Source organism: Ectobacillus sp. JY-23, assembly GCF_023022965.1.
In the GTDB taxonomy this organism is placed as follows: Bacteria; Bacillota; Bacilli; order Bacillales; family Bacillaceae_G; genus Ectobacillus.
Genome location: NZ_CP095462.1, coordinates 3,348,462 through 3,372,145, shown reverse-complemented (window position 1 = coordinate 3,372,145; position 23,684 = coordinate 3,348,462). Strand labels below are relative to the sequence as shown.

General features: G+C 40.5%; 18 protein-coding genes. 8 read left to right on the top strand and 10 right to left on the bottom strand.

The genetic code is table 11. The features are described 5' to 3' along the window. Positions 1-531: 531 nt before the first annotated feature. The 6 genes from MUG87_RS16985 to MUG87_RS16960 all read right to left on the bottom strand — a co-directional run bounded on the left by MUG87_RS16985 (position 532) and on the right by MUG87_RS16960 (position 9,044). Positions 532-2,835: a glycoside hydrolase family 65 protein gene (locus MUG87_RS16985; RefSeq protein ID WP_247087754.1), complete on the bottom strand. Its 2,304-nt coding sequence runs from the start codon at positions 2,833-2,835 to the stop codon at positions 532-534. Between the two features lie 60 nt (positions 2,836-2,895). Further along, on the bottom strand, positions 2,896-3,936 hold the full coding sequence (locus tag MUG87_RS16980; protein ID WP_247083730.1) for a LacI family DNA-binding transcriptional regulator: 1,041 nt from the start codon (positions 3,934-3,936) through the stop codon (positions 2,896-2,898). Between the two features lie 76 nt (positions 3,937-4,012). Continuing rightward, positions 4,013-5,542, bottom strand: a complete 1,530-nt coding sequence (locus MUG87_RS16975) for an alpha-amylase family glycosyl hydrolase (protein WP_247083728.1) — start codon at positions 5,540-5,542, stop codon at positions 4,013-4,015. A 26-nt stretch (positions 5,543-5,568) separates the two neighbouring features. Further along, positions 5,569-6,411, bottom strand: coding sequence for a sugar ABC transporter permease (locus tag MUG87_RS16970; protein ID WP_247083726.1), 843 nt, complete (start codon positions 6,409-6,411; stop codon positions 5,569-5,571). 1 nt (position 6,412) lies between these two features. After that, positions 6,413-7,705 carry a carbohydrate ABC transporter permease gene (locus tag MUG87_RS16965; protein WP_247083724.1) on the bottom strand — a complete coding sequence of 431 codons (1,293 nt, stop codon included), beginning with the start codon at positions 7,703-7,705 and terminating at the stop codon, positions 6,413-6,415. 88 nt (positions 7,706-7,793) lie between these two features. Next, a complete protein-coding gene (locus MUG87_RS16960; protein WP_247083722.1) occupies positions 7,794-9,044 on the bottom strand; it encodes an extracellular solute-binding protein in 1,251 nt (416 codons plus the stop codon). Positions 9,045-9,353: 309 nt separating this feature from the next. Between MUG87_RS16960 and MUG87_RS16955 the strand changes: the two genes are divergently transcribed. Continuing rightward, positions 9,354-11,108 (top strand): alpha-glycosidase, encoded by a 1,755-nt coding sequence (locus tag MUG87_RS16955; protein ID WP_247083720.1) that lies wholly within the window; start codon positions 9,354-9,356, stop codon positions 11,106-11,108. 33 nt (positions 11,109-11,141) lie between these two features. Here MUG87_RS16955 and MUG87_RS16950 read toward each other — a convergent pair whose 3' ends face one another. Then, complete coding sequence (locus MUG87_RS16950; RefSeq protein ID WP_247083718.1) at positions 11,142-12,005, bottom strand: AraC family transcriptional regulator; 864 nt, start codon at positions 12,003-12,005, stop codon at positions 11,142-11,144. A 119-nt stretch (positions 12,006-12,124) separates the two neighbouring features. Here MUG87_RS16950 and MUG87_RS16945 point away from each other — a divergent pair, with 119 nt between their 5' ends. From MUG87_RS16945 to MUG87_RS16915, 7 genes are all read left to right on the top strand, one after another. Then, the gene (locus MUG87_RS16945) at positions 12,125-13,477 is read left to right on the top strand and encodes an MATE family efflux transporter (protein WP_247083716.1); all 1,353 of its coding nucleotides are present in this window, start codon (positions 12,125-12,127) and stop codon (positions 13,475-13,477) included. A 352-nt stretch (positions 13,478-13,829) separates the two neighbouring features. Next, positions 13,830-15,053: an ammonium transporter gene (locus tag MUG87_RS16940; RefSeq protein ID WP_247087752.1), complete on the top strand. Its 1,224-nt coding sequence runs from the start codon at positions 13,830-13,832 to the stop codon at positions 15,051-15,053. Between the two features lie 14 nt (positions 15,054-15,067). Next, positions 15,068-15,433, top strand: coding sequence for a P-II family nitrogen regulator (locus MUG87_RS16935; RefSeq protein ID WP_247083715.1), 366 nt, complete (start codon positions 15,068-15,070; stop codon positions 15,431-15,433). Between the two features lie 172 nt (positions 15,434-15,605). Continuing rightward, a complete protein-coding gene (locus tag MUG87_RS16930; RefSeq protein ID WP_247083714.1) occupies positions 15,606-16,346 on the top strand; it encodes a carotenoid biosynthesis protein in 741 nt (246 codons plus the stop codon). Next, a complete protein-coding gene (locus MUG87_RS16925) occupies positions 16,343-17,026 on the top strand; it encodes a lysophospholipid acyltransferase family protein (RefSeq protein WP_247083713.1) in 684 nt (227 codons plus the stop codon). Before MUG87_RS16930 ends, MUG87_RS16925 begins: the two co-directional genes overlap by 4 nt. Then, positions 17,023-18,108, top strand: a complete 1,086-nt coding sequence (locus MUG87_RS16920; RefSeq protein ID WP_247083712.1) for a glycosyltransferase family 2 protein — start codon at positions 17,023-17,025, stop codon at positions 18,106-18,108. Before MUG87_RS16925 ends, MUG87_RS16920 begins: the two co-directional genes overlap by 4 nt. After that, positions 18,105-19,574 (top strand): phytoene desaturase family protein, encoded by a 1,470-nt coding sequence (locus MUG87_RS16915; RefSeq protein WP_247083711.1) that lies wholly within the window; start codon positions 18,105-18,107, stop codon positions 19,572-19,574. Before MUG87_RS16920 ends, MUG87_RS16915 begins: the two co-directional genes overlap by 4 nt. 111 nt (positions 19,575-19,685) lie before the next feature. On the opposite strand, the gene MUG87_RS16910 is transcribed toward MUG87_RS16915, so the two are convergent. Genes MUG87_RS16910 through MUG87_RS16900 form a run of 3 tightly spaced genes read right to left on the bottom strand, consistent with a single transcriptional unit; the run spans position 19,686 to position 23,489 of the window. Next, positions 19,686-20,543 (bottom strand): phytoene/squalene synthase family protein, encoded by an 858-nt coding sequence (locus MUG87_RS16910; RefSeq protein ID WP_247083710.1) that lies wholly within the window; start codon positions 20,541-20,543, stop codon positions 19,686-19,688. Then, positions 20,518-21,984 carry a phytoene desaturase family protein gene (locus MUG87_RS16905; RefSeq protein WP_247083709.1) on the bottom strand — a complete coding sequence of 489 codons (1,467 nt, stop codon included), beginning with the start codon at positions 21,982-21,984 and terminating at the stop codon, positions 20,518-20,520. Before MUG87_RS16905 ends, MUG87_RS16910 begins: the two co-directional genes overlap by 26 nt. Next, positions 21,981-23,489, bottom strand: coding sequence for a phytoene desaturase family protein (locus MUG87_RS16900; protein ID WP_247083707.1), 1,509 nt, complete (start codon positions 23,487-23,489; stop codon positions 21,981-21,983). Before MUG87_RS16900 ends, MUG87_RS16905 begins: the two co-directional genes overlap by 4 nt. Between the last annotated feature and the right edge of the window lie 195 nt (positions 23,490-23,684).

The following is a 23,684-nucleotide window of genomic DNA, read 5'->3' as shown; positions in this document are numbered from 1 at the left end:
AAGACGTTCTTACGGGACACCTAACCTCTCTTTTCGCTTCTCTCGTGCTCCGCAAGACGCTCTTGCGGGACACCTAATCTCTATTATTCCTTCTCTCGTGCTCCGCGAGACTCTCTTACGGGACACCTAACCTCTCTTTTCGCTTCTCTCGTGCTCCGCGAGACTCTCTTGCGGGACACCTAATCTCTGTTATTCCCTCTCTCGTGCTCCGCAAGACGCTCTTGCGGGACACCTAACCTCTCTTTTCGCTTCTCTCGTGCTCCGCAAGACGCTCTTGCGGGACACCTAATCTCTGTTAGCACAGAAAGAAAGGCTTCTTATACTTTTGCGTGGCTCTATCGTACTGAATGGAGCTTGTAATACGATTCCCTTGACCATATTGGTTATCGGCCATTTGCATCTGTGACCGTATACGCAACTGTATTTCCGCTTACTGTAATGGCTGCTGTTCCTACGGGGCCATTACATGTCCACGTTTCAAATTTAACAAACAAAAAAACTCCTCATACAAGGAGTTTCTTCATTAAAACCTTATCTCTTTACCTTCACCGAAACCGTACCGCCTTCTGGCAATGTGATTTCTTCGTTATAGACGCGAATTTGTAGGTCTGCGCCTTCAAATTGTGTGAAGGTTACTTGTTCTTTTGTTACAGCCGCTTTAAAGTTGTGTCCTCTGTATACGATATTGAAGGAATAGCTGTCCCAAGCGCTCGGAATGAATGGGCTAAAGGAAAGCGCTTCGTTGCTTGTGCGCATGCCCGCAAAGCCTTGCACAATTGCCAGCCAAGAGCCAGTCATACTTGTAATATGAAGACCGTCTTCTGTATCGTTGTTGTAGTTATCCAAATCTAGGCGTGCTGTGCGATTGTACATTTCATACGCCTTTTCTTCCATTCCAAGCTCCGCTGCCAAAATAGAGTGGATACATGGGGATAGGCTGGACTCATGAACCGTCATTGGCTCATAAAACGCAAAGTTACGTTGCTTTTCTTCCATTGTAAAACGGTCGTTAAAGAAGTAAATCCCTTGCAGTACATCCGCTTGCTTAATAAAGCAGCTACGCAAAATTTTATCCCATGACCATTTTTGATTTAATGGACGATCTTCCGCTGCGAGCGTATCAACTGTGCGCAGATCCTTATCCAAAAATGTATCGTGCTGCACAAATACGCCCAGCTCCTCATCATACGGATAGTACATCTTTTCAATGATATCCTGCCATTTCGCTAGCTCTTCATCTGTAATCTGCAAACCAGAAACACGCTCAGCATGACCGTTTTCTTGCAGGTACTTCACTGTCTCCAATGTGTATTCGAGTGTCCAAGCCGCAATGGTGTTTGTATACCAGTTGTTGTTAACATTGTTTTCGTACTCGTTTGGACCTGTAACACCATGCATCATGTAGACGTTTTTTTTCGCATGATAATGGACACGATCTGCCCAGAAGCGAGAAATACCTGTTAACACATCAATGCCATACTCGTGTAAGTAAGCTTTATCGCCTGTGTAATTTACATAGTTATAAATGGCATAAGCAATGGCGCCATTACGGTGAATCTCTTCAAATGTAATTTCCCATTCGTTGTGGCACTCAATACCCGTGAATGTTACCATTGGATATAATGCTCCTGCAAGACCTTGCTTGCCTGCGTTCACATATGCTTCCGGCAATTGGTTGTGGCGATAAATGGCCAAATTGCGCGCCACTTCTGGCTTCGCTGTTGAAAGGTATAACGGAATTGCGTACGCTTCTGTATCCCAGTACGTAGCACCGCCATATTTTTCACCTGTAAAGCCTTTTGGTCCAATGTTTAATCTTGCATCTTCTCCGTAGTAAGTCGAGAATAGTTGGAACAGATTAAAGCGGATGCCTTGTTGTGCTTCGTTGTCACCGTTAATTTCTACGTCAGCAATTTCCCAGCGGCTTAGCCAGCCTTGTTGATGCGCAGCAAGAATGGTTTCGTAGCCCTTTTCTAGGTTACGTGCCAATACTTCTTTTCCTTTCCCCACAAGCTCGGCGCGGTCATAATCTCGATCTGTTGTGACGGCTACATATTTATAAAGCGTCACTTCCTCTCCTCGCTTCGCTGCTACTGCAATTGTGTTATCAATATATTCTTCTTTGCTTGCCTGTTGGACGCTGGTTACGTTTCCAACTACTTCTACCTTCATTGTCGCCGCAACTTCAAATGTTGGTGTGCCAAATGGGTTGTCTTTTGTGCGCATGACGATAGAGCCTTCATATTCTGTAACCTCTTGGCTCACATGTACCCAAAAATCTTCATCATAGTTGGAGTCTTCATTGCGTACATCGCCATCTAAATAAGGAACGAATGTAATGATACCATCGTAGTTTAATGGTTTTGCGGTATATTTTATAACGCCAAGTTCACTCTCTGCGACAGATAAGAAACGAACTGCTTCAAACGCTGTTTCTTTACCATCTTGCTCGATTGTGAAACGGCGTGTTAAGACACCATGCTGCATATCAAGTTCACGATAGAACTCTTTTACGTTTGCCGTATATAAATCAACTTCTTGTCCTTCAATCAATACGCGAATACCAATGAAGTTTACAGAGTTGATTACTTTTCCGAAGTAATCCGGGTAGCCATTTTTCCACCAGCCAACACGTGTTTTATCCGGAAACCAAACACCTGCGATATAAGAACCGCGATGAAAATCGCCGCTATATGTTTCTTCAAAGTTACCGCGCATTCCCATGTGACCGTTTCCAAGACTGTTCATACTCTCCGCCAAACGGAATTCTTCCTTATGTAGCTCTGTTTCAATGATTTTCCATGGATCTACTTGAAATAAACGCTTCATAGTTATCACCTTTTCCTTTTTTGTTAATGCAATCGTTTGCGCATTTTATATGAAGAACCAGCTATGTTATGGACATAGCTGACTCTCACTCATTTGTTTACAAGATTGTCTTTTAATAATCTTATACGGCACGACAATATTTCGCGATGATTGTTCCGGCATTTCAATTTTTTCAATTAAGCTTTTCACAGCCTCGTAACCAAGCTGGAAAATGCGAACATCCACAGAGGTCAACGGTGGACAAGCAATTTCGGAAAAGATTACATTGTTAAAACTCACGACAGAAACATCATCCGGTACGTGATATCCTTTTTCCGAAAGTGTGCTTAGTACACCCATTGCCATTAAATCATCAGTTACGACAATTGCCGTTGGAGGCTGTTCATAAGACATGAGCCTTTCGACGGCAAGCTGTCCTCCTTCACGAAGAAAATCCATATAAAATACATACTCGTCCGGCAGACGTAAATCCGCAAGCTTAATGGCTTCTTTAAAGCCGGCAAGACGCTCTTTCGTTACCATTAAATCGGGGCTTCCGCCAATGAAGGCGATATGTTCATGTCCAAGAGAAATCAAGTATTCTGTAACTTCTCGACCAGCCATATAGTTATCGTTATCAATGTACGTAATCTCTTCGCTAGCGTGATGAGGTTTCCCAATTAAGACAAATGGAAACTGCTGTTCAGTCAAGTATTGAATGACCAAGTCGTTCATACGAGAATAAAGTACAACAATTCCATCCACTCGCTTGCCCTGTACCATCTTCACCACACCTTCAAAGATTTCCTCTTCGGTCTCTCCCGTGTTCATGTACAGAGAATAATCCTTGATATGTGCGTAGGAACTAATGCCACGCATTACTTCCGGAAAAAACGGATTTTGAAACGATTTATTGGCCGAACTCGGCATGATTAGTCCGATTGCCTGCGTGGTTTGATTCGCCAAACTTCTGGCGTTGACGTTTGGATGGTAACCGAGCTCATCCATAATTTTACGAACGCGCTTTTTGGTTTTCTCGCTAATGCGAGGACTGTTGGCAATAACACGTGATACTGTGGAAGGTGCAACATTAGCTTTTTTTGCAACATCTTTAATGGTAACAGCCATTCACACCATCCTCCTTATGAACCGTTTTCATTATATCATCAAACAAATGAAAGCTGACGCTTTCTGAGTGAATTTTTTATGAAGCGCGCTTTATACCCCTTCTTTTTGCTAAAAACAAAAATGTAATAAATAAAATAATAACGGCAGCAATGGAACCAATAAACCATATATTTAAGCCGCTTTTTTCGGCAAGCGCATATACGTTTGCTTGCTCTCGATCAATTACAAGCTTATAACCGTTGTTATCTCGAACAAGATCATCCTGCAAAAGACCTCGAAGCTCCTTGTTTCCTTCTAACTGCTCATGTGTAAGCTCTACGGTTTGCGTTTTATCTGTATTATTGATGGCAGTAATAATGACTTCCTCTTTATATACCCGTTTAAATACGCTCATGCCATTTTCATCATACAGCATTTCAAATGTGCCGCGGCGTAGTGCTGGTAAGTCATTGCGTAGCTCGCCCAGCTTGCTAATGTATTGGAGAAAGTCCTCATCTGTTTTAAAATCCATCAGTCTTCGATTATCAGGATCTTCGCCGCCATCAAGCGCAATTTCTGTGCCATAATACATAATTGGAATACCCGGTGATGTAAATAGATACGTAAGCGCCAAGCGTAAACGTGTCGGCGGATGCTGTTTGTTCTCCTTCGCCACCCTTGTAAAGCGTTTTAAATCATGGTTATCAAGGTATGTGCCAAGCAAGTACGGATTTTGATAAAATCGTTCATCACGCTTCCACTGGTTAAACAATCGCTCTGCCGATACATTCGGCTTACTGAAGGCTGCTGTAATTTCCTTTTGATATGGGAAATTCAAAAAAGCGTCAATCCCAGTTGCTTCATACTCTGCGATATACGTAGGATCGTTATTATATACTTCTCCAATCAGGAAGAAGTCTTTTTTAACCGCTTTCACTTCTTTGCTAAAGTCACTCCAAAATGCTTTTGGTACGTGCTTAACTGCATCAAGACGAAATCCATCTACATCTGTTTGCTGAATCCACCATTTGGCATTATCAATTAGAAACTTTTTCACCTCAGGATTTTCTACATTTAAATCCGGCAAGCCTGCCAACCATCCGTTTTCTACTGAGGTTTGATCCTCACCTAAAATAGGCACATTTTCATGAAACCAATTTACCTTAGCCGGATCCTTTAACCACGGATGCTTATAGCCGGTATGGTTGCCGACAAAATCAAGAAGTACCTTCATATCCCGTTTGTGGGCCTCTTTGACGAGCCGTTTCATATCTTTCATAGAACCGAAATGCTCTTCTACCTTGAAATAATCGTTTGTCCAATAACCATGGTATCCACCTTGTTCATTATCGACAACAGGTGTTAGCCAAATCGCTGTAAACCCCATCTTTTGAATATAATCCAGACGCTTGATAATTCCCTCCAAATCGCCTCCGTTATATGCTTTTAAATTCTCTGGGTCTACGTTAAAATCATTTTTTTGATCCCCATTGTTGAACCGATCAACCATGATGAAATAAATCGATTCATCTTGCCAGTTTTTTTCTTCTTTTTCAGCAGCCAAAATTGGCTGAACATAAAAAAGAAGAAACGGGATTAGCAATAGTGATATCACTTTTTTGCACATCTCCGCTCCTCCTTCCCTTCCCATTCTTATCCTTTTGTACCTCCAGCAGTTAGACCGGAAATAAAGTACTTTTGAAGCGACAAGAATAGTATAGCAATTGGAATTGCGATTAGAACAGACCCTGCAGCGAATTTTGTAAATTCGTTACCGAATTGCTTCGCTACTAAATCATACAATCCAACAGCTAATGTATATTTTTCTTCAGATCGAATCAAGATTTTCGCGATAATAAAGTCGGTGAACGGTCCGATAAAGTTGAACAATGCTACAACCGCGATAATTGGTTTTGCAAGCGGCATGATAATTTGAATAAAAATACGGAAATGACCTGCACCGTCCATGCGTGCTGACTCATCCAGCTCCTTTGGAATTGTATCCAAGTAGCCCTTCATCAACCATGTATTCATTGGGATGGCACCGCCAACATAAATCAAAATCAATGAAAGATGCGTATCAATTAAACCTGTTAATTGCGCTAAAATGAACAACGCGATTAATGCTGAAAAGTTTGGAATCATTTGCAATACAAGGAATGTTACCAAACCATTTTTACGACCAACAAAACGATAGCGTGAGAACGCATAAGCCGTAAAACTAATCGCCAATACAGAAAAGAACATTGTTGCTAAACAAATCTTCAATGTATTCCAGTACCAAAGCAAATAATTGCTTTGGCTTGTATCAAATAGATCCTTATAATGAACCAAAGATGCGTTCTTCGGAATCATAGTCGAACCTGACAAGCTATCACCCGGGTTAAACGATGAACCGATAATCCATACAACCGGATACAAAACGATAGCAGACATAATCAAAACAACGATATACGATAAAGTGAGCCGAATCGCTCTTTCTGTTTTTAGATTCATATCACATCATATCCTCTTCTTGGAATGATTTTGTTCTCTTGAATTGCCATAATGCTACTGTAATAACAACTACGGATAGCAGCAATGTGATGGCAGCAGCTTTCCCGTACTGTGAAGATGTCATTGTCAAGCTGTAAATCCAAGAAATCAAAATGTCTGTTGAGCCGGCGTTTTGTCCAGGTACCGCAGGACCACCACCGTTAAACAAGTAAATTAAGTTAAAATTGTTAAAGTTAAACGTGTACTGCGTAATAAGAATTGGAGCTGTTGCGTATAACACAAGAGGCAACGTAATCTTCGTAAATTTTTGCCAGATTGTTGCGCCATCAATTGTTGCAGCTTCATATAAGTCAGCCGGAATAGACTGCAAAATACCAGTAACCATTGCGAAGATGAAAGGGAATCCAAGCCAAGTTTGCAATAAAATAATTGCTGTTCTTGTCCAGAATGGATCTGTCATCCATGGTTTGGGATCGATTCCAAACATCGCTAGGATTTGGTTGTTGATTGCACCAAAAGATTCATTAAACATCCCTGCAAACACAAGAATAGAAACGAATGCAGGCACGGCCCAAGGTAAAATGAAAATAGTACGGATAATTGCCTTTCCTTTTAGATCGGGTTGGTTTACTAAAATCGCAAGGAAAATACCTAGCCCAACTTGTAGTGTTGTTGCGGTAAATGTCCAAACAATTGTCCAGCCTAATACGCTAAGGAATGTATCGCGCCACATTGGTAATGTGAACAACTCAACGAAGTTTTGGAATCCTACCCAGTCCACAAGCTTCGCCGGTGGCGAGTGATACAAATCGTAGTTTGTAAAACCAAGCAAAATAACGAATAAAATTGGGAAGATAACAACGAATACAAGTAAAACAAAACCCGGCGTGATCATTAAGTATGGAAATCCATTGTCGATCAGGTTGCGATATTGCTCTTTTACCGAGTTAAGTGGAATACCCAAATCGCGTTTTTTACCGTTTACATATGCATCTCTCAAATTAAATCCATAAATTGCCAGACCAAATCCTACAACAATAATTGCCAAGATACCTTCTACCAATAAAAAGATGGAATGATCACGTGGCACTTCTTCGCCAAGTGTAACAAGTCCCCATAACCCCATGTTTAACAAATCTCTAAATGCAATGAAAAAAGCTCCCGTTAAAACAAATAAAAGAATACCCTTTAAAATTTGACGGTTATACATCTGTCCAATTCCTGGAATAATGGACAACAGCGTCGCTAGCTTTGCATGCTTTGTACTTTGTGCAGGTTGTACAATATGTTCCATATTTCTGGGTTCCCCCTTCTCTACTCATTACCCTTTATGAATAGGAGGTTGTGCCCCGGTTTGGGGCACAACCCTATTGAGTGTTATATTATTTCTTCTTGTGATTTGTTTTGATGTTTGTATCAATTTGCTTAACAGCTTCATCTAAAGCTTTCTTAGAATCAGACTTGCCAGTTACGATGTTTTGTAATGCACTTGCAGCTGGTGCCCATACTTCGCCCATTTCAGGAATGTTTGGCATTGGAATTGCAGATTGAGATTGCTCCGCAACTGCTTTTGCACCTTCGTCAGTGAATGTATCAATTAGAGACTTCACAGGTGGAATTTCTTTTGTTTGCTCATAACGTACTTTAGAGTTCTCTTCGTTCGTTACGAACTCAAGGAATTTTGTAGCCAATTCTTGTTTCTTAGAGTAAGAAGAAATGTGGTATCCTTTTACCCCCAAGAATGTTTTTACGCGCTCGCCGTTTGGAAGTGTTGGCATTGGAGCTACACCGTAGTCGATACCTGCTGTTTTATAACCTTGGAATGCCCATGGTCCGTTCATAACAGCTGCAGCTTTGCTTTCATTGAATAAAGCGTCCATTGCAGCGCCGCCGTTTTCACCGATAATACCTTTCGGGAATAGGTTTTCTTTGTACCATTTCGCAATGTAGTCAGCACCTTTTACAGCGCCATCATTGTTCAAGCCAAGTTTCGTTGGGTCAAGGTTACCCGCTTCACCGCCGAATACGAAGCCGCCCATACCGCTAAGTACGCCGTTCGCGAAGTAGAAGTTGTCCCAAAGAGCCAAGAAACCGTATTTGCCGTCTTTTGTAAAGCCTTTAGAGAATGTGTAAAGCTCTTCCATTGTCTTAGGAGCTTGTGGCATCAACTTTTTGTTATAAATGAATACAGGTGTTTCGATTGCTTTTGGTAAACCATATAATTTACCTTGGTAGCTTTCTGCATTGATTGCAACGTCTGTAAACGTGCTAGCTTTGTCAGTTTTAATCTCAGCAAGCAAGCCTTCTGTTACAGCGCCGCCAATTTGGTCATGCGGTAAAGTGATGATATCAGGACCTGTTCCAGCTGGTCCGTCAAGACGAAGCTGCTTTAATTGGTCTGTTGTGTTAAGCTCTTTAAGCTTAACTTTAACACCGTTTTCTTTTTCAAATTTTGCAACCGCATCTTTAATGCCGTTTAATTTGTCTTTGTCTTCCCAAACAACAAGTGTTTTGTCATCCACTTTCTTGTTGTCTGTTGTTTTTTTGCTGTCCTCTTTTGGTCCGCATGCTGCTAGCATACCAACAGCTAACGCAGGAACAGTCAATAAAGATAACGCTTTCGCTTTCTTCATCAGGAAAACCCCCTAAATAAATTTAAATGATTCAAACGTTTGCAGTAATTTTGCTAGCGTTTGCAAAACCAGTGAAAACGTTTGCACTTACCATGTCCTTATTATACAACTATGAATCTTTTTTATTCAATACATTTTTTTTAATTTTATACAAGAATTTTGTCGATATTTCGAATTTACTGCCAAAAGATGCGATTTTATTTGCTTTTCTAATATAAAAAATCTCATAATTGACTTTATGAACAGCAAATAATAATCTAAAAAACAAAAGGGCAATCGATTGCCTGAACCAACGAGGAGGAATTTATTTTGCTAAAAGAAGCCATTTTTCACAGCCCCAAAAGCAATTACGCATATGCTTACAATGAAAAAACATTGCACATTCGATTGCGCACCAAGAAGCAGGACGTAGCATCCGTTGATTTAATTCATGGCGATCCCTACAAATGGGACGGTGGTTCTTGGAATTATGAAACAAAGCCTATGAAGAAAATTGCTTCAACAGAATTATTTGATTATTGGTTCGCAAGTCTTGAGCCGGACTTCCGTCGTTTGCGCTATGGCTTTCATTTAACAGGCGATGAAACAATTGTATATACCGAAAAAGGATTTTACCCTGAAATCATCACACACGATACAGCAGATTACTTCTGTTTCCCATACCTAAATCCAGAAGATGTATTTACTCCTCCTGCTTGGGTACGCGATACAGTATGGTATCAAATTTTCCCAGAGCGCTTTGCAAACGGTAACAAAGCAAACGATCCTGAAGGTGCTCTGCCATGGGGCAGTGCTGAACCAACACCTACGAACTTTTTCGGCGGCGACTTTGAAGGCGTAATTGAGCATATTGATCATTTAGTAGAGCTTGGTATCACAGGCATCTACTTCACACCTATTTTTAAAGCAACAACAAATCATAAATACGATACAATTGACTACATGGAAATTGATCCGCAATTTGGCGATAAAGAAACGTTTAAGCGCCTCGTACAGGTTTTCCATGAAAACGGTATCAAGGTTATGTTGGACGCCGTATTTAATCATAGTGGCTTCTACTTCCCCCAGTTTCAAGACGTGCTTGAAAAAGGAGAGAAATCCAGGTACAAAGATTGGTTCTACATTTGGGATTATCCAGTACAAACCGAGCCAATGCCAAACTACGACACATTCGCCTTTACACATATGATGCCAAAGTTGAACACAGCTCATCCAGAAGTACGTGAGTATTTGTTGGAAGTTGGCCGCTATTGGATTCGAGAATTTGATATTGATGGCTGGCGCCTTGACGTTGCTAACGAGGTTGGTCATGATTTCTGGCGCGAGTTCCGTAAAGAAGTAAAAGCTATTAAACCAGACGTATATATTCTTGGAGAGATTTGGCATCAATCAATGGCCTGGCTACAAGGCGACCAATTTGATGCGGTTATGAATTATCCGTATTCACACGCAGCTATTCAATACTTCGCAAAAGAAGAAATCAGCACACGCGACTTTATGTATAAAACAGCTGAAGCGCTGATGATGTATCCGGAAAACGCTACAGAGGTAGCATTCAACCTGCTTGGTAGCCATGATACACCACGCATTTTAACCGTATGTAAAGATAACAAAGAAAAGCTGAAGCAGTTATTTACATTCTTACTATCTTCTCCTGGTACACCTTGTATTTACTATGGTGATGAGATCGGCATGAATGGCGAGCAAGACCCAGGCTGCCGCAAGTGCATGGAGTGGGATACAACAAAGCAAGATCGTGAGCTATTCGACTTCATCTCCACACTGATTCGCTTACGCAAAGAAATGCCAGCTTTCGGTAACCATGGTGCATTCGAGTTTATCAGTGATGAAAGCGATAAGCATGTTATGTATACAAAAACGTTTGAAAACGAGACATTGTTATTCGCTTTTAATAATTCTGCTGAGGTAATTACAGCTCCCATTCCATTTGATTTAAAAGGCAAAAAAGTCACACATCTGTTAACAGGAGATGAGTTTGCTTACGAAGCTGAAAAAGTGGAAGTAACATTGCCAGCACATGGCTATGTAGCATTAAAGTTATAGGATAAAAAGGCTTTGCGCGTGCGCAAAGCCTTTTTATACCCCTTCACGGCGTACCATCCTTCTGTACGTGAGTGGACTGACACCTTCTTTTTTGCGAAACAATCTCGAAAAATAGCCTTCATCCATAAAGCCAACATCCCTTGCGATAACTTTTATTTTATCGTTCGTTACAACCAAACGTTTTTTCGCTTCGCTCAGACGGATTTCATTTAAATACTGCAACGGGCTAATACCCATTTGCTTTTGCATACAACGGGTAATATAGTCCACATTATATAAAATATGTCGTGCCACATCTGTCATTTTTACATCCTCGCGATAATGCATGCGCAAATAAGCCGCAGCTTGCTCACTCACCTTTTCCGCAGCACTCGGAATACCAAGTGCCTCTTTCTGTAAAAACAATAAGAACTGATATAGACGTACTGGTTGTTGCAATTTACTTTCCACAGAGTCTCCCCCATTGACTAGGTCCTCCAATAAGCGCTCTGCCATTTCTTTGTTTTGTACACCGCCGTATCGCGGAATTTGCAGTGTGAATTTTGCAGGTTCTGTAAAAGTTTCTTCCCTATTCAGCAAATCTGACCACGATACATGCTCAGTTTCCTGACAAGCAAATAATCCTTCCAGGACAAAATGAAACCAATAAATGCTCGTATCCTCTGTACAATTTCGATAACCAGCATGTTCAAAACCCGGAATTAATAAAATATATTCCCCAGCCTTCACTTCATACTCTATATCTTCTTCACGCATATACAGCGTACCACTTTGCACATAAATACAATCAAACACTGTATACGTACGACGAAAATGCTTTCTCCCCTTCCGAAACACCCCTTTACCCGCTTTAATAAAGACTGGCAAAGGCGGAATTGCCATGCTTAATACTTTCATTTCACACCTCGTAAAAGTCGTTTTTATCCTATTTATCTCGTTTCATTCTCTTTTTATTATTATATTTGGGCTATAAACTTAGTAAAGTAAAATGTCGCTTTTTACAAAGGAGTTGTCCTATGACGAAGAAAAAACAGCTTTCATTATTCGTAATTACATGGCCTATTTTTATTGAAGTCTTATTATATATGCTTATGGGTAATGCAGATACATTAATGCTTAGCCAATACTCAGACGAATCAGTTGCAGCTGTCGGCGTTGCCAATCAAGTACTGAACATCGTAATTGTGATGTTCGGTTTTATTACAGCCGGCACTGCCGTGTTAATCGCACAGCATATCGGTGCTAAAGAAGAGATTACCGCAAAAGAAGTTGCCGTCATTTCCTTAGCAGCAAATGCTGTTTTTGGATTTCTTATCAGCCTTGTAGTATTTTTATTTACAACACCTATTCTGCAGGCAATGGGTCTTAATGCTGATCTCATGCCACGTGCAGAAGCATTTATGCAAATTGTTGGAGGCTTTAGCTTCGTGCAAGCACTGATTATGACAATCGGTGCAATCCTTCGCAGTAACGGTTATACACGTGATACGATGTTCGTAACTATCGCTATGAATATCTTAAATGTAATTGGTAATTATTTCGTTATTTTCGGTCCGTTTGGCTTCCCTATTCTTGGCGAAGCTGGCGTTGCGTGGTCTACAACAATCAGCCGTATCATCGGATTAGGCATTGTAGCGTATCTATTGTTTCTTCGCGCCGGCAATCTCTTTCGTGCCGTTTCGCTTTTTTCGTTGCCAACGCAGCACCTGCGTAATCTTTTAAAAATTGGTATACCTGCAGCAGGCGAACACGTTTCGTACAACACATCGCAAATTTTGATTACGTATTTTATTACGATGCTAGGTACACAAGCATTAACAACCAAGGTATATACTCAAAACATCACCATGTTTATTTTCTTATTTGGTGTGGCAATTGCACAAGGCTTACAAATTATCGTCGGACAGCATGTAGGTGCAAGACGCATGGAAGAAGCCTACAAAAGTTGTTTGCATGCGCTACGCATCACCCTCGTTATTGTAATGGGGACAGCTGCCTTATTCTCTGCTTTCCGTGAACAATTATTTTCACTCTTTACCCAAAACCAAAGCATTATCACAACAGGCAGTACGTTAATTTTACTTACTTTAATATTAGAACCAGGCCGCGCCTTTAACCTAATTATCATCAGCGCTCTTCGCGCTGCAGGTGACGTCAAGTTTCCTGTTTACATGGGTATTGCATCTATGTGGGGCATTAGCGTTCCGATTGCTTATATTTTGGGCATTCATTTTGAACTCGGCCTTGTTGGTGTCTGGATTGCATTTATTGCCGATGAATGGCTTCGCGGCATTTGTATGCTAATCCGTTGGCGTTCTCGCATCTGGCAAACAAAATCATTCGTAAATACCTCGCAAACTGCCTCCTAACAAACTTATATTTATATGGAGAAAGAGGGCGTCTTTTTTGACGCCCTCTTTCTTTATAGTTGAAGTCGTGTAACTCCGCCATACAACCTACAAAAGCAGATTAAACTACCCACTTCGGAACCCTTACATTTATGTTAGGTTTTTTTACATATGGCAACGTTTTCAGCAAAACTAATCTTAAATTATGTGTTTTTTTCAAAATTAATTGATAATTTTATCTTGCAAACTCAAATTCATTTGAATATGATACTAAATATAACATATAGTGTTAGAAAAACTAACACAAGAGATGCCAGTAACTTTGTATATGAGTTTAAATCTAACAGAAACGGGGGAATTTCAAATGGATGGTATTAATATGGGCGATACGGTGTTTCTCTTTTTAGCTACAGTTATGGTTATGTTAATGACACCGGGATTGGCGTTATTTTATGGCGGGATGGTAAAAAGTAAAAATGTTCTCAGTACGACAATGCACAGCTACACAGCCATGGCAATTGTATCTATACAATGGATTTTAATCGGCTACTCCCTTTCTTTTGGACCTGATTGGAACGGTTTTATCGGTAGTTTAGATTGGGCTTTGTTAAAAGATGTAACATTTACACCAAACGAGGATTACAGTGCAACCTTACCTCATAATCTGTTTATGATGTTTCAGTTGATGTTTGCGATTTTAACACCAGCACTTATTTCCGGTGCATTTGCAGAACGCATGAAGTTTTCCGCATTCATCGTTTTCATCTTAGCATGGACCACACTCGTCTACGATCCAGTGGCACACTGGGTATGGGGTGTTGGAGGATGGTTAAGAGAACTCGGTGCTCTTGATTTTGCAGGCGGCAACGTAGTGCATATCACATCAGGTGTATCCGGTCTTGTTCTTGCTATCTATTTAGGCAAGCGCAAGGATGCACACTCTTCCACACCTCATCATTTGCCCTTTACTGTACTCGGTGCAGGATTATTATGGTTTGGGTGGTTTGGCTTTAACGTCGGAAGCGCCTTAACCTTAAATGAAGTGGCTATAACTGCTTTTATCAATACAAACACAGCTGCTGCAATGGCGGCAATCGGTTGGGTCGTCTGTGAATGGATTTTCACTAAGAAGCCTACTGTACTCGGCGCAGTGAGCGGTGCTGTATCCGGTCTCGTCGCAATTACACCGGCATGCGGATTTGTTACACCACTTTCTTCTATTATTATCGGTTTACTAGGCGGTGGCATTTGCTACTTTGCAGTCTTTTATATGAAGAGAAAACTCGGCTATGACGATGCTCTAGATGCATTTGGTTGCCATGGCGTCGGCGGTACGTGGGGCGGCATTGCTACCGGTCTATTTGCAACAACAAGCGTAAATGAAGCTGGAGCAAACGGTTTGTTTTACGGAAATGCTGCTCTTCTTGGGAAGCAGGCAATTGCAATCGGCGCTACCTATGTCTTTGCCGCTGTTGCTACTTTCTTAATTATTAAAGGAATCAGCCTCTTTATGTCCGTTCGCGCAAACGAAGAAGAAGAAGCACTCGGTTTGGATATCACCTTACACGGTGAAAAAGCATACCACGAAAGCTTATAAAAGAGGGTGACGAGATGAGCGAAAAGTTGACGAAAATTGAGATTATTACACGCCCAACAAAGTTTGAGGAGTTTAAGCAAGAGCTTGCTAAAATTGGAGTAAGTGGCATTACTGTTTCCAACGTACTTGGCTGCGGTCTACAGAAGGGCTTTACCGAGGTGTATCGTGGTGTAACACGTCAAATCAGTATGCATGAGCGTATTAAAATTGAAATTGTTGTATGCAAGGTTCCGGTACAGGACGTTGTCGATACTGCAAAGCGCGTTTTAAAAACCGGCAAGCCCGGGGATGGAAAAATATTTATCTATGAAATTACAAATGCCATAAAAATCCGCACTGGAGAAGAAGGCTGTCAGGCGCTTCAAAACGATGAAGCTTGATAGAATAAGAAAAGTTAATTACATGAAAGCGAGCTCAGTATTCATAAGGGCTCGCTTTTTAACGTATATATCGGATAAGCTTGTTTATTTTTTTATTAAACTATATAAAATACTTATACAAAATTTGAAAAAAACCTATAAATACATTTATAATAAAATGGGTGATTTAAATATGTGGGAAAATATATTGTTTCGTTTTTTCTTAATATGGTACACTTGCGGCGTTATTTTATTAAGCTTTAATGTATTGCCACCTTGGCTCGAATGGGCAAATACCGTTTTTTTAATAACTGCCGGCACGCTTGGTATCATTTATTTTTGCAAATGCTATGGACACAAACAAGGCTTGTTTATTTCCATGGTTGTCTTTGTTGTTTCCATGACCAGTGAATACCTCGGAACGACATACGGTTGGATTTTTGGTAAATATATTTATAATGCAGATTTTGGCATTAAACTGTTTGATGTCCCAATTACAATTGGCTTTGCTTGGCTACTCGTAATGAGTTCATCACATGCATTTCTACAGACCTTTCAACTTCCACCTGTACTTTCGGTTATATACGGCGGACTCATTGCAGTTGTGATGGACCTTATTATTGATCCGGTTGCGTACGTTGTGAAATCATACTGGATTTGGCAAGAAAGTGGCCCTTATTATAACATTCCAACACAGAACTTTTTCGGTTGGTTTTTTGTTGCAGCTACTTTGCATATCTTTCTTTTATTCTATCAAAAGCCTAAGCAAAACCACACATGGGCAAAACGCATTATACTTGTGTATGTATTGATTATTTCTATGTTCTTGTTGCTTGCTTTATTGGCAAAGTTATATCTAGCTGTGTTTGTCACACTTATTAGCAGCGGCATAATTGTGTTTCACTATTACAAGAAACGGAGCGTGAGCGTATGATTCCCGCGGCGAAGCAGCCATGGTTTCAGTCTATCTTTCAGAGTATTACTCGCCGTTTATTAGAAAAACATTTTCATTCTATCTTTATTTCAAAACATTCCTTAAAAAGTCCTCCTTCCCACGCCTTGTTTATTCTAAATCATAGTTCGTGGTGGGATGGACTTGTATCTTTTTATTTAGATCGACTACTGTTTGGAAAAAGCGGATATTTTATGATGCATGAGAGCGGTATGAAGCGCTACCCGTATTTTCGCTACTTAGGCGCATTTTCTATTAATCGGGACAATCCAAAAGATATTCTGCGATCGCTTCAATACGGAGCCTCTTGTCTTTCAAAAGCTGAGAATGTCTGGATGTTTCCGCAAGGTGATGAGCGGCACTTAGAAATACGTCCACTAGGTTTTATGCCAGGGTTCCTGTATATCGCAGAAAAACAACCTCATGCTCCTATCGTACCAATTTGTTATTATTATTCGTTTGGACATCACCAAAAGCCAGAATTGTATATTTCATTAGGAGAGCCTCTCAACTATTCAAATATAATGGGTATAACCCGGGCGGAGAAAGCAGCGGAAATAGAAAAAATATGTACAAAGCAATTAGATGAACTCAAAAAACTCGTTGTCTCAGAAGCGTATGATTCATTTATACCGCTTGAGAAGTGGAGGTGGCCGGAATGAGCTTAACCTCCTTTTTTACCCTTACAAGTTTACTCTTTTTCGTATGGACTCTTATAAATGCCAGATTTTTACCTCGCTTACGAAACGGGTCATTGAGCAGAACACCACTTGTATCTATTTTGGTTCCGATGCGAAACGAAGAACAAAATGTGAGAGAATTGCTATTGTCCATCCAGTCCCTCTCCTATCCAAACTTTGAATGTGTCATTATTAATGACAAATCTACCGATCAAACTTGGGAGCTGCTACAGCAGTATACACAAGGTGACAATCGCTTTCGTATTCTACAAGGACGCACCCTCCCTGATCGTTGGGTAGGCAAAGTGCATGCTTGCCACCAATTAAGCGAAGTAGCAAAAGGAGATTACTTTCTTTTTCTAGATGCTGATGCTAGGCTTGCACCAGATACACTCGAAGCATCGTTATCCTTAATGAAGCAACACAAGGCAAAACTACTTACCGGCTTTCCAGCTTTTCCAGTAGAAACATTGCTTAGTAAGCTACTTGTTCCGCTGCAGCATTTTATCATTTATTTTCATTTGCCAATTGCATTGGCTAACTATACCTTGCGAAGAGACACAACAGCAGCTCACGGTGCATTTATGCTATTCGAGAGAAATGCTTATTTACACATCGGCGGGCATCGAGCTGTTCAATCTTCTCTTGTGGAGGACGTGCATATTGCTAGAAAGATGAAAGAAGCTGGGTTTCGCGTCACACTAGCAAACATTACATCGTACGTTTCCTGTTTTATGTATGATTCAAACCAAGCGACATGGGCGGGCTTCACAAAAAATATTTTTGTTGGACTGGGAAGATCTGTTCCACTTGTCCTGTTCCTATCTTTCTTTTATACAATATTTTATATCTTTCCATTTGCCTTATTAGGAAAAGGCATCTATATGCCCGCTCTCTTTTTATTATTACAGCGACTATATATTGATAGGAACACAAAGCAAAAAGCATATGTAAGTCTTCTGCAGCCGTTCGCTTTACTTACATTAATTATATTAATGTTTTATTCAATGAGTCTTTCACTGCGAAAGAAACGCTATGAGTGGAAAGGACGAACTTATTTATGACACGCGCAGTTATTATCGGCGGCGGACTGGGAGGATTGTCTGCCGCCATTACGCTAAGAAATAACGGTTATGATGTGACCGTACTGGAGAAAAACAACCACTTCGGTGGCAAGCTTATGCCGGTTCAGATTGGAAGTCATTACTTTGATTTTGGCCCAAATACAATTACAATGCCTCATATTTTTCAGAAAGTCATTGAACAAACCGGCGAAAAAGCGGCAGATTACTTTCAATATATAAAATTAGATACACACACGCGAAACTTTTTCTCAGACGGTACTACCTTTGATTTGTCTGGAGACAAGGACATTATGGTTAATCAATTTTCTAAATTTGATCCAAAGGCTCGCTATGAAGCATTTTTAACCGAAGTAGAGCGATTGTACGAGCTTTCTGCCATGCACTTTTTACCGCGGACATTCACGTCGTGGAAAGATTATTTATCACCCTCTTTAACAAAGGCGTTACTGCAGGTTCGTCCCTTGCAGTCGTTAGATCACTTTTTCCGCATGTATTTTCATCATCCAAATATCCTGCAGGCCTTTAATCGGTACGCCACATATATTGGGTCTTCTCCCTACGCGGCACCTGCTACGTTTGCGATGATTGCACACCTAGAGCTGACGCAAGGCGTCTATTATGTAAAGGGCGGCAACACAAAAATTGCAGAAGCCTTCGTTAAGATAGCAAAAAAATTAGGGATTACCTTGCATACAAATGCAGAAGTAACATCCGTACTTACTGAAAATAAACAAGTAAAAGGCGTTGTCGTAAACGGCGAGCATATAGATGCTGATGTTGTTATTATGAACGCCGACTTATTACAGGCATACCCGGCACTTGTCACAGAAGAGAAACGCCCAAGTTTTTCTAATAAAAAAGTGGCTTCGTATGAGCCCTCTATTTCTGCATTTGTTATTTTAGCAGGGCTGAATATGAGACACAAAGATTTATTACATCACAATGTGTTCTTTTCTTCCAATTATAAACAAGAGTTTACGCAATTGTTTATGAATAAACAATATGCGTCTGATCCGACGATTTATATTTGTAACTCTTCGCATACAGATCCTAATGTTTCACCTGAGGGTGATAACTTCTTTATCTTAGTTAACGCGCCATCTACAGAAAATAAAGAAAATCATCCACCTGCTCAGGAGTACAAAGAACATATTTACAATATACTAGAGCAAAAAGGGCTATCAATACGTTCTCATCTTATAAACGAACGTATTATTACGCCTACTGATATTGAAGAAACCTTCGGCGCGTACAAAGGAGCTTTATACGGTATCTCTGCCAACAAAAGACAAAATGCCTTTTTACGTCCTTTCAATCAATCAAAAGATATCCATAACCTTTATTTCGTCGGTGGTACAACTCACCCTGGAGGCGGTTCTCCTATGGTTACCATCAGCGGCATGAATGTCGCACGTGAGATCATAAAACAACAAAAAGCCCTATGACTCAGGGCTTTTTGTTGTTTATCTTTCATGTATATAAGTTCACGCTATATAATAAACAAAAGTGTTTGAACACTTTGTCAGTGTGCATGGTCCATTCTCAGTTTGTTTTAATTAAATGACCTCCTTCACTTCACTTTTTAACAAATGCATAATTTCCTGCTTATGTTCATCAGATACATAATGCTTTGCATCAAACACACGATAATTTTGTTTTCTAATTTCAAACAAGATGGCTCGGTATAAACGGGCAGCTCCTTCTACCGGTAAACGTGAAGATAATGGATACAGATGCATGGTGCTAAACGCTGTTTCATATAATAATTCTGCACGCTTTGCCAAGTCCTCCCACATAGCAATGAACCCTTCATTGACTATAGCATTAGATAAATCCTCTTTTGTATACTGATGTGTGTGCATTATCTCAGCCGGCAGGTAAACGCGACCGCGTTCGTAATCTTCCGCAATATCTCGTAAAATATTTGTGATTTGCATCGCTAATCCAAGAGCAATGCCACCTTCTTTTAGTTCATCAGCATTCTTCGGTGCCAAAATCGGAAGAAGCATTAACCCGACCGTGCTAGCAACATGATAGCTGTAATGCAGCAATTCATCGTATGTTTTATATTCCACCTGAATGAGATCCATGCGCTGCCCTTCAATCATCTCCCAAAATGGTTTTACTTCCATACGAAAGCGTTCAAACACATCCTCAAGCGCGACCCAAAGAAAATCTGTACGGTCAATATACCCTTGCAGAAAGCGCCTAAACGTTTCTTCAAATTTTGTTAGCTCCACCAGCACATTGCTTCCTTCATCTACGATATCATCCACACGGCGACAAAATGTATATACAGCCCATACCGCATTGCGTTTTTCACGCGGCAGGAACGAAAATGCTTTATAAAACGTTTGGGAATTTTTCACAATGACCTGCTGGCATTCGTTATACGCCTTTTCTAATGAAATCAATTTGCTCCACTCCTTTGTTTAATATCGCATCTGCTGCTAATTTTGCTCCCTGCATCACAATTGGAATTCCACCGCCAGGATGAACGGAGGCGCCAGCTGCATATAAGTTTTCAATATCCAACGGCTTTACTTGCGGACGAAACGCGCCAGATTGAAATAAAATGGGAGCAATCCCAAAGCTTCCGCCTGCGAATAATCCTTCCCGTTCTGCGTCGTTTGGTGTTTTCACATGCATCCATTCTATATGCTTACGCAAGCTTGGAAATCCGTTCTCTTCCATTCTAGTAATAATGTCTTCTACAAAAGCTTCTTCCTTACTCCAATCAATATCACCGGAAGGAACAGGTACCAATGTGTATAAAACACTTTTCCCCGCCGGCGCTAACGAATCATCAATAGCTGACGGGTAAAATGTGTAAAATGATGGGTCTTCAGGTACTTCTTTCGTTTGAAAGACCTGCTTCATATGCAAATCCATATCACCACTTAAGAAAAATTGATGAATTTGACTATCGTATTTTGTATCTAAACCAAAATATAGCAACACACAGCCTGAAGATGGTGTATAGTTCTTCATCTGTGCTTCTTTACCAAGAAGCGGAAGCATGGTTGGATAATCACCATTTACTAAAACTGCATCAAACGGATAATAACTTCCGTTGACATCAATTCCAGTTGCCGTATGATGTTCCACACGAATACGTGTGACTTCCGCTTCATAATGAATGTTTACATCACGTTTCTCTAGCTCTTCTTTTAGCACCTGTACAAGGCTGGCATAGCCTCCTTTTACATACCAAATGCCATATTCATGTTCACTGAATGATACAAGACTATAAATCGCCGGCGTAGCGGCGGGGTTTCCACCAATATATAGCGTTTGTAAGGAATATGCTTCTTGAAGCTTTTCACTTTGGAAGTAGTTTTCCATCATCTTTTTTGTATTTTGATATGCTTTTAGCTTCACTAACGTTTTCATATTTTCATAAGTGAAAAAGTTACGCTTTTGTACAAATGATCGCTCTAAAAATGCGGGCTTTCCGATAATAAAACGCATTCTCATATCATTTAGAAACCGCACAAATCCATCTTTATCCTCTGGAAACACCCGCTCTAGCTCTTGCAATTGCTTTTCTATATCCCGATACTTTGTATATGTCGTACCATCACGATAAAAAAGCGTATACAGCGGGTCACATGGAATGAGTTCGTATTGAGACGAGGACACACCCGCTTCCTCTAAAATCTCTCGAATCATATTCGGAAGCAGCACAATTGTGGGACCTTCATCAATTCGATAACCATCTCGTTCGACAAATGAGAGCCGACCACCTAACTTGTGACTTTTTTCAAAAATCTCAACTGATTTTCCTTGCTTTGTGAGAAGAAGCGCAGCTGTTAATGCACCTATCCCTCCTCCTACAATACCAATGCGCTTCATACAGAAACCACCTTTCCTGTCGTTTCCTCAATAAGGCGCGATGTAATCTTAGCCGATTCCAAAATGGTTGGTAAACCACTGCCTGGATGCGTACCACCGCCTACAAGCCAGCAGTTATCGAGCTCTTCAAAGCGGTTGTGCGGGCGTAAATACATCATTTGTGTAAGCTGATGTCCCAAGTTGAAAGTTGCCCCCTCATACACAAACAAGTCTTGCTCCCATTGCTGTGGTGTAAGAATGCGTTCTACCTCAATATGTTCTTCAATATCAGTAAATCCTGTTTTTTCCGCTAAGGTTTGCAAAATAACGTTTCGAAACGCTCGCTTGTTCTCTTCCCAATCAATTCCGCTCATATTATTAGGTACCGGCGCTAAAATGTACAGAGCTGATTTTCCTTCGGGAGCAAGCGTCGGATCCGTTACACATGCATTTTGCACATAAATGGAAGGGTCTTCGGAAAGCAATTGTGTTTTTGTAATCTCTTCTACATTTTTTTTGTAGTCACTCGCAAATATAATCGTATGATGTGGCAGATCATAGCGCTTTTTCACGCCTACATACATCATAAATGTAGAACAAGAATATTTCTTTTTCTCCAGCTTTTCCTCACTGTATTTTTTCAGCACACCAGGTTTTATAAGCTTTGTCATGGCATGTGCAAAATCTGCATTTATAATTACTTCATCAGCAAGAATCGTTTCCCCTGTTTCAAGCAGGATACCTGTTACTTTTTTTCCTTCTAAAAGCAACTCCTTGACACCCTTCCCAAGATGAATGCGCCCTCCATACTCCTCCGTAATTTTCGCCATTGCTTTTGGCAGCTGGTTAAGCCCGCCAATCGGATGAAAAATACCATGTGCATGCTCCATGTATGACAGAATAGAAAAAGCACCAGGACATTCCCACGGAGACATTCCCAGATATTTAGATTGAAACGTGAACGCAAGTTTCAAGCGCTCGTCTGTAAAATAACAAGACAGCACATCATACAAGCTTTTCGACAGAGATAAATGTGGCAGCGCCTTTAACACACGGAGACTCAAGTAGTCTCGCATTCTATCCATCGGATTTTGCAGAATCGGTGTCATTTTATTGAGCTTCGTTTTATTTTCTCTCATAAACCGTTCATAGCCGCGCTCATTACCTGGAAAATCCTTTGCGATGCGCGTCCGCATGACATCCTCATCACGGGTCATCATCAGCTTTTTATCATCAAATATTAGTTCGTACATATCCTTTAACTCTTTTAACTCTAAATAATCTTCTACATTTCTATGAACGAGCGCAAATAATTCTTCTACAAGTTGCGGCATACTTAAAAAAGTCGGTCCGATATCAAAGGTATAATCGCCCAATTGAAAAGAACCATTACGTCCTCCTATATATGTCTGCTTTTCAAACACCTCTACATCATACCCTTTTGCGGCAAGTAGCATAGAAGCTGCCAATCCCCCAGGTCCCGCTCCAATTACAACAATTTTCTTCACGTTATATTCCCCCGTCATATCGAAGTTTCTATATTTAAATTTGTTCAGCTTTCGGCTGTTTCTTTTTATCCTAAACCCGTTCACAAAACTTGCTTTTCTATAAAATTAAACTTCATATCTACATGTACATAATTTATACAAACATTATATACCACGTATAATTACAACTCAAATAAAACATCCCCTGTCCTTCTTACCAAAATATGTACTAGC

Bases quoted from the DNA above. Each gene is read 5' to 3' on its own strand.
- MUG87_RS16980 (WP_247083730.1), bottom strand. From the start codon at position 3,936: ATGGCTGTTACCATTAAAGATGTTGCAAAAAAAGCTAATGTTGCACCT.
- MUG87_RS16975 (WP_247083728.1), bottom strand. From the start codon at position 5,542: ATGTGCAAAAAAGTGATATCACTATTGCTAATCCCGTTTCTTCTTTTT.
- MUG87_RS16970 (WP_247083726.1), bottom strand. From the start codon at position 6,411: ATGAATCTAAAAACAGAAAGAGCGATTCGGCTCACTTTATCGTATATC.
- MUG87_RS16965 (WP_247083724.1), bottom strand. From the start codon at position 7,705: ATGGAACATATTGTACAACCTGCACAAAGTACAAAGCATGCAAAGCTA.
- MUG87_RS16960 (WP_247083722.1), bottom strand. From the start codon at position 9,044: ATGAAGAAAGCGAAAGCGTTATCTTTATTGACTGTTCCTGCGTTAGCT.
- MUG87_RS16950 (WP_247083718.1), bottom strand. From the start codon at position 12,005: ATGAAAGTATTAAGCATGGCAATTCCGCCTTTGCCAGTCTTTATTAAA.
- MUG87_RS16945 (WP_247083716.1), top strand. From the start codon at position 12,125: ATGACGAAGAAAAAACAGCTTTCATTATTCGTAATTACATGGCCTATT.
- MUG87_RS16935 (WP_247083715.1), top strand. From the start codon at position 15,068: ATGAGCGAAAAGTTGACGAAAATTGAGATTATTACACGCCCAACAAAG.
- MUG87_RS16930 (WP_247083714.1), top strand. From the start codon at position 15,606: ATGTGGGAAAATATATTGTTTCGTTTTTTCTTAATATGGTACACTTGC.
- MUG87_RS16925 (WP_247083713.1), top strand. From the start codon at position 16,343: ATGATTCCCGCGGCGAAGCAGCCATGGTTTCAGTCTATCTTTCAGAGT.
- MUG87_RS16920 (WP_247083712.1), top strand. From the start codon at position 17,023: ATGAGCTTAACCTCCTTTTTTACCCTTACAAGTTTACTCTTTTTCGTA.
- MUG87_RS16915 (WP_247083711.1), top strand. From the start codon at position 18,105: ATGACACGCGCAGTTATTATCGGCGGCGGACTGGGAGGATTGTCTGCC.
- MUG87_RS16905 (WP_247083709.1), bottom strand. From the start codon at position 21,984: ATGAAGCGCATTGGTATTGTAGGAGGAGGGATAGGTGCATTAACAGCT.
- MUG87_RS16900 (WP_247083707.1), bottom strand. From the start codon at position 23,489: ATGACGGGGGAATATAACGTGAAGAAAATTGTTGTAATTGGAGCGGGA.